This is a genomic window from Limosilactobacillus pulli (assembly GCF_947381555.1).
In the GTDB taxonomy this organism is placed as follows: Bacteria; Bacillota; Bacilli; order Lactobacillales; family Lactobacillaceae; genus Limosilactobacillus; species Limosilactobacillus pulli.
Map to the genome: position 1 here is coordinate 16951 of NZ_CANCWQ010000017.1, position 15981 is coordinate 32931.

Genomic DNA, 15981 nt, shown 5'->3' on the forward strand with positions numbered 1-15981 from the left:
ATATTGTGGGAAACTCTGTAATTATATATCATCTAAACATAGTTAATATAAATTATTTTATTAGAATCAGAATTTTCAGATTAAAATGGGGAGTGACTTTTAGAAAAAATAAATCGAGAAATCAAGCAAATGCTGCATTTCAGTACATTGATCATTTTGGCAGGTCTGATATTGATCAATCTGATTGGGTTAATGCGACCACTGCCGTCACAATTAAAAGGTAATTGGCGCATTCAAAATAATCGACTGTTTAATCAGCAAGGCAATGGCGCTTCAGAAGTTGGTCTTCACCCGGGCTTAAAGAGTCAGCCAGCATTAAAGATGATTGCCATGTCAAATCAAAATTGCGTCTATATTTTAAGTGGGCAAAAGATCATCTACATCCTAAATGCCAGGTTTAATTTGGCAGATCGACATTGTTGCGTGTCGGTTGGTGATCTAAGGGAAACTTCGATTTATCATTATGATGCAAATGGCAATAGCGTTAAATCATCTGACTGGTTGAACATTGGCAAAAGTGCGGACTTTGAAGCTAGATCACAAAACAATAACAAGACAAATGACACGATTCTATTATCAAAAAGCGATGCTAAATGGTTGAATGCCAATTTGCCAGAACACGTTGAAATGATAATTTATTGATTGGTGCAAGGAAAAATGGACAGCTTAAAAAACTATGGCAGCGGCCAGATTTGCCCAAGCATTTTGCTGTTTGCAATATCTTATTGTTTTTACCGTTGCTTTTATATGATGGATTGACTTTTTTTATTCCGTTGATTCATCTTGGGATTGGAACAGTCCTGTTATTGATTGCGGTTGCTGACGTTTTATGTGTGACAGCTCAAGCAATCGTACTGTCGGGTCGAGAATAAACCTAATAAAAATGGGATGGTCTGCAGTTGACAGGTGATCCCATTTTAATAGTGGCCAACAGTTTTCTTAAAAAAGTGATTCAATCTTGCTTCCCCCGAGCATTATCAGTGCCAATTTGATAGAATAATAGCTGCAGCAGCAAATCAGATTACCGAAAGATAGGCAATTTTTAAGTTGGTTTGCAATGCAAATCCCCCTATCCGTTGAATTTGCTATAATCTTACAATAAAAATAGGAAGAAAGAAAATTGAAATCAAAACACGCTATTTATTGGTTGATTTGTTTAATCGTAATTGTTTTAGGCGGCTGGTACATGTATGGTCATCTTAACCGGTCTTCGGCCACCAGCAGTATGGTTTCTACGACTGCCAAGTCCAAGGCCACAGCTAAAGATTCCAGTTCTGAAGACAGCAACATGCGCACGCCGATTGATTGGCAAAAGTCGTCTGAAACCATTCCGTATCCTGATCGGAGCAAGGTTAAGGATCTGTGGGTCAAGGTCAGCTTAAAGGGCAACCGGACCTACCTTTATGATGGCTCCAAGATTATCTACACCATGTACAGCTCTGGTGGCGTCTATCAAAAAGATGACAAGACCGGCAAAATGAAGAGCGCTACGCCAACTGGCACCTTTTACGTACAGGCTGAACGAGGTGACAGCTTCTTTAACCAAGAGCTGGGTGAAGGTGCCAACTACTACGTTTCCTGGCTCAATCATGGTGAGTACCTGTTCCACTCGGTACCAACCAAGGCAGACGGCTCCTATAATCTAAAAGAAGCAGCCAAACTGGGTAAGTCGACCGGCTCGCATGGCTGTATTCGGCTGTCCGTTCCGGATGCCAAATGGATGGAACAGAATCTGCCGGAAGGTACTAAAGTCGTGATTGCCGATAATTAATAACATCAAAGATCAGTTTCTTAACGGAGACTGGTCTTTTTTGTAATAATCATATTGACAAATAGTTTATAACATAATATATTATAAATAACAAAAATGTAATGAAATATATTACAAAAAAATGGAGGAATCTCAAATGACTAAAAAAATTGCCGTGGTTGCCGCCAATGGACGTGTTGCCAAAGAAATCATCAGTGAGGCTGTTTCACGCGGCTTTGACGTAACTGCGTTTGGCCGGCATGAAAATAACACCCAGGCGGTTAAATACGTACAAAAAGATATTTTTGAACTGACTAGGGTCGATCTGCAGGAATTTGATGCAGTCGTTGATGCCGTTGGAACGTGGCGCCTGACTGATTTGTACGTAATCTCTAAAGCGGCGGCTTATCTGGCGGACCTGTTAAAAGAAACCGACACACGGCTTTTGGTCGTTGGTGGAGCTGGGTCGCTGTACATGAATCCAGAGCACACCTCAACGCTGGAACTGCAGCCTGATTTTCCTGCCAGCTATAAGCCAGTCAGTGCTGCTCATGGTGCAGCACTGGCAGTTCTGCGGGCCTCAAAGGATACCAAATGGACCTATGTTTCACCAGCAGCTGATTTTCAAGCTGATGGACAAAAGACTGGCAAGTATCTGCTTGGTGGCGAAGAATTCATGCTCAATGATCGTCAGCAAAGCGTAATCTCATATACCGATTATGCCATTGCCATGATCGATGAGATCGAAAGTGGCGATCATGTTCAGCAACGGATCTCAGTAGTTGAGGCCTAAAGCCGATTCGCAATTCCTCGAAATCTGTAATAGAATATTTTTATAGAATACAAAAAAGAAGTGTTTAAATGCAGATCTCAACTAAGTTTACGATTGCCATTCACATGCTGGTGGCAATTGATTATTTTGGCGATCAAGAAACAGTCAACAGTGCTTCTTTGGCCGACAGTATCGGCAGCAATCCCGTGATCATCCGTAATTTGATGTCGGAGCTCAAGCATGCCGGTTTGATCGATACCAAGCGGGGTCCGGGCGGTATCAAGCTGCTCAAGCCCTTGGATCAGATTACGTTTTATGATGTCTATCTGGCCGTGGAAAAAAATAAGGATGAGCTGTTCAATTTTCATGAGCACGTTAATCTCAACTGCCCAGTGGGACGCAATATTCACCAGGCACTGAGCGATAAGCTGCTCAAGATTCAGCGGAATTTTGAAGATGACTTAAAGCGCCAGACGGTTGGCGACGTTGAAAAAGACGTTGTTAAAGCCATTGATGCCAAATAACCATTACCAATATTAAAAAAACCGTCACTGATCAAAATGATCGGTGATGGTTTTTTTATTCATTTTGCATTTTGTGACTACATTTTTGACCGTAGTTACTTGTGAAATATTAAAATTTTTTACTTGCTGAAATAAAAAAACGTTGGTAGATCAACCTTTATGGCTGGTTATCCATCAACGCTTAAAATTCACAAATGGAGATGGCGGGATTTGAACCCGCGTCCGAATATATCGCCATTTCGGCGTCTACGTTCGTATCTCAGCTATTTAAATTTCATCGATTGGAACGCCGCTGATCAGGGCTAACCCAATTGACTAGCTTGATTGAGCTCTTCTTGCTGCTTCAAGCCGGAGCAACAAGCGTAAGTCCACTGTTAGATAAAACCCGGTACTGCACCATGGACGAGCCCAGCCGGATTTACGCATGCTTACTTGTTAGGCAGCGTATGCGTAAGAGTTTGAATTATTGTTTGCAGTTATAATTTGAAACTGAGCGTTTTTACGAAGTCGCAACCTTCGAAACGCAGCCGGAATTCGAACTATACCCGTCGAATCCATAAACATCCCCGTTACGACCATAATCTTATCATATTCCCATTTTAATTGCACGTGTCACGCAGCCTTCCATTAAATAATCAGCTAAATTCGGCTCGACTTATCAAAAGCTTCGCACTTTGGTCACAAATTATTCCTATTGTAGTAGATCAATGCTTTATAATGTTTCTAGAATTATGCTAATAAAATTACGGGGTGAAAATAATGAAGATTCTAATGGTGGAGGACAATCAAACCTTATGCGAAATGATGGCAATGTTCTTCAAAAAAGAAAAATGGGAGGCTGGCTACGCGCAAGATGGCGTTAAAGCCGTTGAAATGTTTAAAAAGGATCCAACGGGCTGGGACATTGTCTTGCTGGATCTTAATCTGCCCAAGATGGACGGCATGCAGGTAGCGGCTGAAATGCGCAAAATTTCGCCAACCGTGCCAATCATCATGCTGACGGCACGTGATTCAGAAAGCGATCAGGTGCTGGGACTTGAAATGGGGGCTGATGAATATGTTACCAAGCCGTTCAGTACGATTGCTCTGATTGCACGGATCAAGGCGTTGTATCGGCGGACGCAGCTTAATCAGCTCAGTGCCAATACGCAGCAGATCGCCAGCGATTTTGATGTGCAGACACCGCACTTTAAATTAAATTCCAAGACGCGGGAAGCCTTTTTGGATGATCAACAGATCGAAAATCTGACGCCAAAAGAGTTTGACCTGCTCAAGACGCTGGCTTCCAAGCCTAAGCAGGTCTTTACTCGGGAACAATTGCTACAGCTGGTCTGGAACTATGAATACTATGGCGATGAGCGAACGGTCGATGCCCACATCAAAAAGCTGCGGCAAAAGATTGAAAAAGCTGGTCCACAGGTTATTCAAACGGTCTGGGGCGTTGGCTATAAATTTGATGACAGCGAGGTTGAAGATCAATGAAGCTGCTCTATCGACAGATGCTGAGCTTTTTTGCCGTTATCTGTACGCTGCTGATTATTGTTACCATCTCGTTTGTCAACGTCACCAATCGGACTCTTTATACCAATACTTGGCGTGAGCTGCAGCAGGATGCCGACAGCTTGATTCAAGATTCCATCAAATATGACCAGACAACCCATCAGTTTAAAGGGCTAAAAACGGCATCCTTAAAAAGCAATGCCAGTCTGTTGGCGCGGCAAAACGTCCACTTCGCCATCTATAGTGCCGATCATAAGAAAATGTTTGCCAGCAACGGCTATACAGCCAAACTGACTAAAAAAGAATGGCAAGCCCTAAAGGAAGGCAAGACGATTCAAAAAAAGATGGATCGTCCACGGCTGAACATTTCTGATAAAAACAAACAAAAAAATCAGGCCCTGGACCCCATCCTAAAATGACGGATATCTTGCGACCATACTTTTATCAAGGCAAGCTGGTAGCCGTAGTTTCAATTGGAACGTTTGTGTCAACGGTTGAACAGAGTCGTCATCAGATCATCAGCAACCTGTTGGCGACGTTTGTAATTGCCATGCTGGTGGCACTGGTGGTCAGCTATTTATTGGCACGCTCATCTACGCAGCGAATCAGCAAGATGCGGCGGGCTACGCACCAGATTGCACGCGGCAACTATAAGGTACATATCGATACGCCAGGTAAAGATGAACTGGACGATCTGGGGCGCGACTTTAATCAAATGGCTGATGCATTGCAGGCATCACAAGAAGAGATTCGTCAGCAAGAAGAACACCGGCGCCGCTTTATGGCCGATGCTGCTCATGAAATGCGGACGCCTTTGACGACGATCAATGGCCTTTTGGAGGGGCTGGCCTATGATGCCATTCCAGAAGAAGATAAAAAGCACAGTATTCAATTGATGCAAAATGACATGCGCCGTCTGATTCGTTTGGTCAATGACACGCTGGACTACGAAAAGATCCGGACCAATCAGATTTCAATGGATCGTAAAGTCTTTGATGCCACGGCGGTGATCGATAATCTGCGGGCGCAGCTGAATAAAAAAGCCGCCTTGCAAAATGATGAGCTGGTTGTTGACATGCCTAAAGTGCTACGTGTTTATGCCGACTATGACCGATTTGTGCAGATTATGTTTAATATTATCCAAAATGCCATTCAATTTACCAAAAATGACAAGATCGAAATTGCTGGTCGGCGATTGCCAAAAGGGGCCGAGTTTGCAGTTAAGGATAATGGGATTGGAATGACCAAGGAGCAGACAGAAAAAATCTGGGAACGCTTCTATAAGGCTGATCGTTCCCGGATGAATACGCAGTATGGCGAATCGGGACTGGGGCTGGCAATCGTGCATCATCTAGTTGATCTGCATGGCGGTACGATCAAGGTTCAAAGCAAATTGGGCAAAGGGACGACCTTTACGCTGTTCTTCCCTGATCGTGAGTATGCTCCTCACACGATCACACCGCAGACTACAGACGAGCAGCAAACGGCTGGTCAAGTTGAAAAGTAGTTTTTAAAATAAAATCTGCAAACCTTTCCAATTTTAGACCAACTTTTAGGCAACCGTTTGTAATATCAATCTTAACCACTTTTAGAATATCGATACCACTAATGGTTTTACTAACTTTTTGAATGTAAATACTTGTGAAAACGATTGCACTAAGGTATAGTTATTTCTCGTAAAGTTTTAAATATTTTTATCGAAATTTTTATTAAGAGAGGGTTTGATTATGGCTTATCTTATTGCATTAATTCCAGCGTTGGGCTGGGGCTTTATGCCGCTGATTACCGGTAAGGTTGGTGGATCAGAGGCCAACCAGATTTTTGGGATTGGCGCTGGGGCCTCATTGGTCGGTTTGATTGCCTTTTTGCTTATTCATCCGCAGGTTAGCATGAAAGCATTTTTGTTCTCACTGCTTTGTGGGGCATTATGGTCAACGGCTCAGGTTGGTCAGTTTGTTTCATTCAAACGAATTGGGGTTTCCAATACGGTACCGCTGTCAACGGTTTTCCAATTGGTCGGTAATTCGATCATTGGGGTGGTAATTTTTGGTGAATGGCATTCAGCACGGGCTTTAACGATTGGTTTCATCGCCTTGGCCGTTGTTATCATCGGGGCTATGATGACTTCATTTACCGATCATTCCAATGGTCAAAGTGTCACGACCAAGGATGTTTTGTTTCTGTTGGTAACGACGATTGGTTACTGGATCTACTCGTCATTTCCAAAGATGCCCATTTTGGCGCATGAGGATTCAGTTGGGATCTTCTTGCCAGAGGTGCTGGGGATCTTACTGGGGGCCATCATCTATGATCTGGCTTCTGGCAATGCTAAGGCCTTTACGCAAAAAGAACAATACACCAACATCCTGGCTGGTATTTCATGGGGGATTGCGGCATTTGCCTACATCTTCGCAGCGCGGATGATTGGGGTTACGGTGGCCTTTGTCTTCACGCAATTGAACGTTATTATCGCAACGTTTGGTGGGATTTTGGTTCTGCATGAACACAAGAGTCCTCGTGAATCGAAGTTTACCTTCTGGGGTATCGTGCTGATCGTGATCGGCAGTATCGCAACGGCATTTGCCTAAAGAATTTGAGATTAATTAAGGAGAAGAGCTGAATGGCTTTTCTCTTTTTTTATTTGACGAATGGTTTATAATTTGGCTTAAAACGGTTAAACTAAAGATAGTTTAAAATCTATACTAACTAAAAGAGGTGGCCACATGAAAAATGACAGTCGTAGTCTGGTGCGGGTGACTAATCGGCAGCTGGTTTTACAGCAGCTGTTTAATCATCCTACGACGACACGAGTTGATATTTCTCGTGAGCTGGATATCAACAAATCAACCGTATCAGCAATCTATAACGAATTAAATGATGAAGGCTTTATTGAAGAACTGGGGCAGGGGGAATCGACCAATCGTGGGGGTCGCAAGCCTAATCTGGTCTGCCTGGATAAACGATATGGCTTTGTGGCCAGCTTTGAAGTTGGAACCAATCATCTGCGGATCATGTTTAACTACATAAATGGCGAGGTAATCAGCTATGAAGCGGTAATGCTCAACAATCGCGACATGCTGACCATCATGCAGCTGATGAAGGATCGACTGCAGAAAATGGAACAAAACAACGATACGCGTCATGGGTTATTGGCAATCGGCTTTTCAGTGCATGGGATCGTTGATGACAATCAAATCGTTGATGCACCGTTTATGAATACGAACGGGATTGATCTGGCAGCCTATTTTGAAAATGAGTTCAATGTCCCCACGATCTTGGAAAATGAAGCCAACCTGGCGGCGATTTTTGAGCGCGATTTTGGCGATCGAGAAAACTATCGTGACTTGTTGACGATCAGTATTCATAAAGGGATTGGTGCCGGCATCATTGCCAACCATCAACTGTATCGAGGGTTTCATGGTCGGGCTGGTGAAATCGGTCGGAGCCTGGTGGTGGGCCAAAATGGTGAGCTGGTCAAGGTTGAGGATCTTTGTTCGGAAGAAGCCATCTTAAACCGCATTGCCAAAGAAAAGGGGCTGGCGGAACTGACGCCAATGCAGCTGTATGAACTGTATCGGCAGCATGACGAGGCGACCGAAAAAGTTGTTGCTCAGGCCATGCAGCAGCTGCAAAAGACTGCCCATAATGCAGTCGTTGGCTATGGCCCTCAGGCAGTATACTTTGATTCGCCATTGTTTGACGAGATTCCAGAACTGTATCAACAGCTTCGCGACTGGCTGCAGGTACATCATGTTGATATTCCGATTCGGATGATCAAGGGGTCTGAAATGGCCTCGCTTTTGGGTGCCAGCTCGATTGCCATTCATCGTTTCTTGAAGATGGATCAATATTCGCTGACGTTAAAGTGGCCTAAGTCAGTTTCAAATATCAAATAAGTAAGGCTCATCTAATGGGACGGGCTTTTTAGATAAGAAATGCAGCGCACAAAAAATCGCCAACTCCTAAAATGGAGCTGACGATTTTTATGTTAGCTAGGCAGCTGTAGGGTTGCGGCAATCTGGTTGGTGGGAACCTTTAAGATGGTGGGTACGCCAATTTCTTTAACATAAACCAGATTCAAATAGCCGTTGTGGTTTTTCTTATCGTGTTTGATCAGTTCTAAAACCCGATTAGAAGCAAGCCATGGTGACGTAATTGGCAAACCGACCGCTGTCAGTCTGGCTGTGATTTTTTGTGTAGTACCGGGTGCGGTTTTACCAGCCGCTTCAAAAGCACGACAGATGGCAACCGTACCAATGCTGATCGCTTCACCATGGCGCAATTCACCGGCAGATAGGGCCTCAATAGCATGGCCAATGGTATGACCAAAATTAAGCAGCTGGCGTTGGCTGCTTTCTTTTTCATCTGCCATGACAATGTCGGCTTTAAACTGAATGGAGAATTTACTCAGTTCCAAAGCATGTTTCAAGATAGCGGCAGGCGAATCGATCTGCTCAATTAGACGCCAAAAACCGTTGCCAACCATTGCCGCGGCTTTGACGATTTCACCATATCCTTCTACCAGATCACGGATAGGCAAGGTTGTTAAGGTTTGCGGATCAATCAATACCAGATCAGGTTCATAAAAGGCACCGATAATATTTTTGGTTGTTCCTAGATCAACAGCAGTTTTACCACCAACCGAACTGTCAACTTGAGCCAGTAACGATGTCGGAATTTGAATCAATGAGATTCCGCGCATGTAGGTAGCCGCCAAAAAACCAACCAGATCGCCCGTGACGCCGCCGCCAAGAGCAATGACCGCATCATCGCGATTGAAATTGGCTTTTGCCAGTTTTTCGCTGAGTCGCTGGAGCTGGGCTAATGATTTCGAGGCTTCACCAGCCGGGAAGTCATAACAATGGACTTCAAAGCCTTGATTAGTCAGCTGGGCAGCCAAATCTTTTTGATAAAGCGGAGCCACGTTGTCATCACTGATCAGGGCAATCTTACGCGGTGACCAGATTTGAGCAATCCGTTCACCAGCTGTTTTCAACAAGCCAGGTTCAATTAAAACGTCATATTGATGACTGACCAGCGCGACTGAAATTTTTTCCATTGGGATTCCCTTCTTTTACTTGGTTGACTGTAAAGCTTGATGTACCGTATTAGCCTTGGTTACCATTTCGTTAAATTCATTAGGACGTAATGCCTGAGCACCGTCGGAAAAGGCATGGGCCGGATCGTCATGAATCTCAACGATCAAGCCATCTGCACCGGCTGCTACCCCGGCCAAAGCCAATGGCGTTACAAACTCAGTATGACCAGCGGCATGGCTTGGATCGGCAATGACTGGGTAGTGAGTCAGTTTGTGCAAGACCGGAATGGCGCCAACATCAAAGGTATTGCGCGTGTATTTATTATCAAACGTTCGAATCCCACGCTCAACGATCATAATTTGATGGTTGCCACCAGCGGCAATGTATTCCGTAGCGTTCAAAACGTCATCAACCGTTGCTGACATGCCGCGCTTTAGCATGACTGGTGTGCGGGTTTTTCCAACTGCTTTTAACAGCGAGAAGTTCTGCATGTTGCGCGCCCCGATCTGAAAAATATCGGTGTATTTTTCGACCAATGGTACCTGTTCAACATCCATAACCTCGGTTACGACATCTAATGCCAGCTGATCAGCGGCTTTTCTTAAGGCGATCAGTCCTGCTTTGCCTAATCCCTGGAATGAGTATGGTGAGGTGCGAGGCTTGAAGGCACCACCACGCAGAACGGTTGCGCCAGCGTTTTTAGCGACTTTTGCCATTTTTAAGACATGTTCGGCTGATTCAACTGAGCAGGGACCGGCCATCAAGGTAAAATTATCGCCGCCAATCGTTGAATGAGGCGTTTTAATAATGGTGTCTTCAGGATGAAACAGGCGTGACGCTTGAACGGCTGCTGGAACCTTGGTAATGATTTCTTCAGCTACGGCTTGTTCAGTGGGAGTCAGGTCGTCTGGTGTAATATTTTGAATGGCAATTCGATTATTATGAACGAAGATATCATGATCACTGCCAAAATGCTGCTTTAATGCTTCAATTGTTGGGGCTGCTTGTTCAGCTTTTAATACGATAATCATAAAAAACACTCCTTATCCGTTAATACAAAAACCCTCACGATGTTAAACCACCGTGAGGGTTCGTGATCAGCAGCGATGCTGGTTGGAGCGCGACCGACTACACAGTGCCTTAACAAAAGATCTGCCATGCAGTCGGTAATTACAAACTATTATCAATCGCATAGACCGTTAGCCCAGCGCCAACCGTCTATGCGTGCCAGCGCTAGCGTGATTGATAATAATAGCTAAATCGTACGTTTGTAATTTTCATAATGCTGCTCCTTTAGTGCTTTTAATTTCAAAAGGTTGGATTGAGTATACATTATGAGAAGTTCTAAGTCAACTCTAATTTTAATTTAATTTATGATTAATAAAAAAGCCTGGCAGCGAGGACTGTCAGGCCATTTACTTACTATCGATATTGAGAGGGTTAGGATTCAGCAAGTAAGATCGGATTTAAATTTAAGATTTGAGTGGGATTTTGAATAATGACTGGATTAGTTCTTGGAACCAGCGTGGTCACGCAGCGTCTGTTCGATGTCTTCCAGTGACTTGCCGCGGGTTTCGAAGACCTTGGTATGAACGAACCAGATACCAAAGAAGCAGAGGACGCCATAGCCGATAAACAGACTACCCGTACCAAAGAAGTCCAGCAGGGTTGGGAACGTCAACGAAACGATCAGGTTGGCAGTCCAGTTGACCACGGAACCAAATGAGTTCCCAAGACCACGAATGTTAAGTGGGAACATTTCACCAAACATAACCCACATAACTGGACCCCAAGTACCTGAGAAGAAGGCAATGTAAATGGTCATGGCAAGAACACAGATAACCGCAGCTGCTTTTGAACCGCCGGAGAATTTCATCCCAGCACTCATGACAAACAGTGAGATTCCCATGCCAAGACCACCATAGATCAGCATCTTTTTCCGATCAACCTTATCCATGATTGAGAGGGCAAATGCCGTGACGATGACGTTAAAGGTACCAATCCCAATGTGAGCCAGCAGCGCAGCGTTAACACCGAAACCAACGTCAGTAAAGATAGTTGGGGCATAGTAAAGCACCGTGTTGCAGCCCATGACTTGCTGGAAGACAGCCAGACCGATTGCCGCAACTAAAGCTGGACGCACCATTGGGCCAAACAGTTCCTTTAAGCCACCATTCTTCATGTGAACTTGTTGTTCGATTTGAGACATGTCCTTATCAACGATGCCTTTATCATTGTGGTTCATGTTCATCAAAATGGTTCGTGCATCGTTTTCACGACCAATCTTAACCAGATAACGAGGGGATTCTGGTAGGTAAAGGGCACCGAAGAACATAATGGCAGCAGGAATAGCTGCAAAGCCAAGCATCCAACGCCAACCAGTGTACATGTTTTCAAATGACCAGTTTGTGATGTAGGCAACCAGAATACCAGTCATAACCATCAATTGGAACATACTGGAAACCATGCCCCGCTTGTCGGCTGGAGAAAGTTCGGCCAGGTAGGTTGGTACCATTGAAGATGAGGCACCAACGGCCAGCCCTAAGACAATCCGGAAGCAAAGCAATGACCAAAAGCCTTGTGAGAATCCGGAACCAAGCGCACCGACAAAGAAGATAATCGATGACAATAATAGTAATTTGCGACGACCATACTTGTCAGAAGATGGTCCGATAAACAATGAACCTAAGATGGCACCCAGCAGTACCGCGGAAACGATCCAGCCTTGTTCCCAAGTTCCCAGATGCATCTGTTTTTGAATAAACAGAATAGCCCCAGAAATAACACCGGTATCGTAACCGAAGAGCAAACCGCCGAGGGCCCCGAAAAAGTAGATAAAGCCCGCAGATACTTTGCGCATGATTACTACAACTCCTTAACTATAAAAACACTCCTATTGCTTAGTTAGTTAAAAATTAAAACTAACTTACGAGATTAATATAACCGCTTTCAATCCAAAAATCAAGATGTTTAGTAAAAAAATACCAGAAAAACCAATTAAGGCAAAATCGGCGGCCTGCTTAGTGCTATTTTCGATGAAACCTAGCTAAAAAGCGGTTGTGAGAGAGCATTTTTCTCTACTATTTTGTAAGCGAAGAATCGAATTACGCACCAAATTGAAAATGCAAAAATTTCAATTTTTTTGCTAGAAAGGGTTTACAAAAATAGCTTAATGGTCTATATTAAAAACCGTAAGTTAGTTGTTTATTTAAACTAATAAATTTCAGGAGGCCCATATTATGAGTGATTTATGGCAAGGTATTGACAAAGTTAAGTATGAAGGTCCACACAAAGGCTTGAACTCACGCCTGGCATTCCAATACTACAACCCAGAAGAAGTTATCCTGGGCAAGAAGATGAAGGATTGGCTGCGGTTCTCAGTTGCTTACTGGCACACGTTTGACCAACGCCTGGTTGACCCATTTGGTGATGGTACGGCCGTTCGTCCATACGACAAGTACACTGACCCAATGGACAACGCTTTGGCAAAGGTTGACTACGCCTTTGAATTCTACAACAAGCTTGGCGTTGACTACTTCTGCTTCCACGACCGCGACCTGGCTCCAGAAGGCGACACCCTGCGTGAAACCAACAAGAACCTGGACAAGATCGTTGACAAGATTGTTGAGTACCAAAAGACGACTGGCATGAAGGTTCTGTGGAACACGTCCAACCTGTTCACGAACCCTCGTTTCTTGGCTGGTGCCGGTACTGCTCCATCTGCTAAGATCTACGCTTATGCTTGTGCTCAACTGAAGCACAGTCTGGAAGTTGGTAAGCGGGTTGGCGCTGAGAACTACGTCTTCTGGGGTGGCCGTGAAGGTTACGAATCACTCTGGAACACTGAAATGAAGCGTGAACAATCGCACATTGCCAAGTTCTTCCACATGGCTAAGGACTACGCAAACGAAATCGGCTTTGATGCTCAAATGCTGCTGGAACCTAAGCCAAAGGAACCAACTACGCACCAATACGACTTCGACGCTGCTACGACGCTGAACTTTATGAAGGAATACGGCCTGGACAAGGACTTCAAGCTGAACCTGGAAGGCAACCACGCTAACCTGGCTGGTCACACTTACCAACACGAAATTCGCGTTGCACGTGAAGCCGGCATGTTGGGTTCACTGGACGCCAACCAAGGTGACAAGCTGATCGGTTGGGACATCGACGAATTCCCATCCAATCTGTACGAAACAACGGCTGCAATGTACGAAGTCGTTGAAGAAGGTCAAATTGGCCCTCACGGTGGTCTGAACTTCGACGCCAAGCCACGTCGTACTTCTTGGAAGCCAGAAGATCTGTTCTACAGCCACATTGTTGGTATGGACACGTTTGCTGCCGGCCTGCGCGTTGCCGCTGCCCTAAAGGAAGACGGCTACCTGGACAAGGTACTCAAGGATCGTTACGCATCATGGGACGAAGGTCTGGGCAAGTCCATCGAAGAAGGCAAGGAAGACTTCAAGTCTATCGAACCAACCGTTCTGGACACGCCACAAAGCGAACTGCGTGCAGCTACGCAATCTGACCACCTTGAACAGGTTAAGGACACGATCAACCACTTCATGATCGAAACGCTGGCTAAATAATCACTTGAAACTCTAACAATATAATAGAAAGGATTCGCATCGCCGCAGATGGCTGCGGATCCTTTTTTCTTGGAGGAAAGACTATGAATGAATACGTAATTGGGGTCGACTTGGGGACCAGTGCCGTTAAGGTTTCGGCAATGGATCGCTCAGGCAAGATCGCCGCTCAGCAAAGCTACGACTATCCACTGAGTCAGCCTAAGCCAGGCTACAGTGAGCAGAACCCACAAGACTGGCTGTATGGTACGACGATTGGCATTGACCGGATGATCTTAAAAGATGGTCTTAAAAAAGAAGAGATCAAAGGAATTTCCTTCTCTGGTCAGATGCATGGCCTGGTGCTGCTTGATGAAAATAATCAGGTGTTGCGGCCAGCTATTTTATGGAACGACACGCGCACGACCAAGCAGTGTCAAGAAATCATGGATAAGATGGGCGATCGCTTCATCGATATTACTGGCAACAAGCCACTGGAAGGTTTCACGTTGCCTAAGCTGCTTTGGGTCAAGGAGAATGAACCGGAGATCTGGGCTAAGGCCAAAACGTTTCTGTTGCCAAAAGACTACGTTCGCTTCTGCATGACGGGTAACCTGGGGATGGATTATTCGGATGCCACGGGGACGGTGCTGTTAGACATCAAGGAAGGTCAATGGAGCCAGGAAATCTGTGATGCCTTTGATATTCCGATGAGCATGTGTCCACCTTTGATGAAGTCGGTTGACTATGCGGGCAACGTTTCGGCTAGCTATGCCATGTTCTCAGGCCTTTCAACGGACACCAAAATCTATGGTGGTGGCGGTGACAATGCCTGTGGTGCGGTTGGTGCCGGCATCCTGCATCCAAATATGGTAATGTCTTCAATTGGGACTTCGGGCGTTGTGCTTAAATATGAAGAAAATGCCAACGTTAATTACCATGGCCAGATTCAATACGAATGTCACGCAATCCCAGACACCTACTACTCAATGGGTGTTACGCTGGCAGCCGGTCACTCGCTAAACTGGTTTAAGCATAAGTTTGATCCAGACGAGGACTTCTCGACGATGGTTGAAAAAGCCTCCAAGCGGCCACTGGGTGCCAATGGTCTGATCTTTACGCCTTACGTAGTTGGTGAGCGGACGCCATATGCTGATGCTGATATTCGAGGCAGCTTTATTGGCGTTGACAGTATGCAGGATCGCTATGACTTCTGTCGGGCCGTGATGGAAGGGATCACCTTCAGTTTCCGTGATATTTTAAATATCTATGATCAAAACGGTCAGGAATTCGATACGGTGGTAGCCATTGGTGGTGGGGCCAAGAGCGACTTTTGGCTTCAGATGCAGGCCGACATCTTTAACAAGAAGGTTGTTGCCTTGACCAATGAACAAGGACCGGGATTAGGGGCAGCCATGATTGCGGCAGTTGGTCTGGGTTGGTTTGATTCTTTGCAGGACTGTGCTAAAGAATTCGTTCACTTTGGTAAGGAATATCTGCCAAAGCCGGCCAATGTTGCCAAGTATGATGAATTGTACGCAATCTATCATCAAGTTTACGGTCAGACTAAAGACTTGTGCCACTCTCTATTGAGCTTCCGTCGTGAAGAATAGTTGGGCAGTTTAATTTCTGATTATTTTATCAATTAACAGGTTAAAAACTCATTTGCATCATTAAAAAGCGTCATGCAGACTGCCACTAAGGCATTTCTGCATGACGCTTTTATGTATTTGAAATTTTTTCTTCTATTATATATAAGGCAGATTGCAATAAATAACTTGAACAAATTTAATGACGCAGATTAAGCAAGAAGATCTCAATTGGAGTTCGC

12 protein-coding genes, 1 other RNA gene and 1 pseudogene are annotated in these 15981 nt (G+C 44.7%); 10 read left to right on the forward strand and 4 right to left on the reverse strand.

The window, feature by feature from the left end:
- Positions 1-171 precede the first annotated feature (171 nt).
- From QOS03_RS06260 to QOS03_RS06275, 4 genes are all read left to right on the forward strand, one after another.
- The gene (locus QOS03_RS06260) at positions 172-642 is read left to right on the forward strand and encodes a hypothetical protein (protein ID WP_283575751.1); all 471 of its coding nucleotides are present in this window, start codon (positions 172-174) and stop codon (positions 640-642) included.
- Positions 643-1225: 583 nt separating this feature from the next.
- Positions 1226-1771 (forward strand): L,D-transpeptidase, encoded by a 546-nt coding sequence (locus QOS03_RS06265; RefSeq protein WP_408612079.1) that lies wholly within the window; start codon positions 1226-1228, stop codon positions 1769-1771.
- Between the two features lie 136 nt (positions 1772-1907).
- Positions 1908-2543, forward strand: a complete 636-nt coding sequence (locus QOS03_RS06270) for an NAD(P)-dependent oxidoreductase (RefSeq protein WP_283575752.1) — start codon at positions 1908-1910, stop codon at positions 2541-2543.
- Between the two features lie 68 nt (positions 2544-2611).
- Entirely contained in the window at positions 2612-3046 is a 435-nt protein-coding gene (locus tag QOS03_RS06275; protein ID WP_169461224.1) for an Rrf2 family transcriptional regulator, read from the forward strand.
- 192 nt (positions 3047-3238) lie between these two features.
- On the opposite strand, the gene ssrA is transcribed toward QOS03_RS06275, so the two are convergent.
- Positions 3239-3614: a transfer-messenger RNA gene (ssrA, locus tag QOS03_RS06280) on the reverse strand.
- Between the two features lie 191 nt (positions 3615-3805).
- Between ssrA and QOS03_RS06285 the strand changes: the two genes are divergently transcribed.
- The 4 genes and pseudogenes from QOS03_RS06285 (at position 3806) to QOS03_RS06305 (ending at position 8442) form a co-directional block, all read left to right on the forward strand.
- The gene (locus QOS03_RS06285; RefSeq protein ID WP_169461223.1) at positions 3806-4528 is read left to right on the forward strand and encodes a response regulator transcription factor; all 723 of its coding nucleotides are present in this window, start codon (positions 3806-3808) and stop codon (positions 4526-4528) included.
- Positions 4525-6053 (forward strand): annotated as a pseudogene (locus QOS03_RS06295) (ATP-binding protein). The gene QOS03_RS06285 and the pseudogene QOS03_RS06295 overlap by 4 nt, the downstream one beginning before the upstream one ends.
- A gap of 220 nt (positions 6054-6273) precedes the next feature.
- A complete protein-coding gene (locus tag QOS03_RS06300; protein WP_283575755.1) occupies positions 6274-7134 on the forward strand; it encodes a GRP family sugar transporter in 861 nt (286 codons plus the stop codon).
- Positions 7135-7269: 135 nt separating this feature from the next.
- Entirely contained in the window at positions 7270-8442 is a 1173-nt protein-coding gene (locus tag QOS03_RS06305) for an ROK family transcriptional regulator (RefSeq protein WP_283575756.1), read from the forward strand.
- Positions 8443-8534: 92 nt separating this feature from the next.
- Here QOS03_RS06305 and aroB read toward each other — a convergent pair whose 3' ends face one another.
- From aroB to QOS03_RS06320, 3 genes are all read right to left on the reverse strand, one after another.
- On the reverse strand, positions 8535-9605 hold the full coding sequence (aroB, locus tag QOS03_RS06310) for a 3-dehydroquinate synthase (RefSeq protein ID WP_283575757.1): 1071 nt from the start codon (positions 9603-9605) through the stop codon (positions 8535-8537).
- A gap of 15 nt (positions 9606-9620) precedes the next feature.
- The gene (gene aroF, locus QOS03_RS06315; RefSeq protein ID WP_283575758.1) at positions 9621-10616 is read right to left on the reverse strand and encodes a 3-deoxy-7-phosphoheptulonate synthase; all 996 of its coding nucleotides are present in this window, start codon (positions 10614-10616) and stop codon (positions 9621-9623) included.
- Between the two features lie 476 nt (positions 10617-11092).
- Entirely contained in the window at positions 11093-12445 is a 1353-nt protein-coding gene (locus QOS03_RS06320) for a sugar porter family MFS transporter (RefSeq protein ID WP_283575759.1), read from the reverse strand.
- Between the two features lie 379 nt (positions 12446-12824).
- On the opposite strand from QOS03_RS06320, the gene xylA reads away from it, so the two are divergent.
- Together xylA and xylB are read left to right on the forward strand one after the other, a co-directional pair.
- Positions 12825-14174: a xylose isomerase gene (xylA, locus tag QOS03_RS06325; protein ID WP_283575760.1), complete on the forward strand. Its 1350-nt coding sequence runs from the start codon at positions 12825-12827 to the stop codon at positions 14172-14174.
- Between the two features lie 83 nt (positions 14175-14257).
- On the forward strand, positions 14258-15763 hold the full coding sequence (xylB, locus tag QOS03_RS06330) for a xylulokinase (RefSeq protein ID WP_169461216.1): 1506 nt from the start codon (positions 14258-14260) through the stop codon (positions 15761-15763).
- Positions 15764-15981 lie beyond the last annotated feature (218 nt).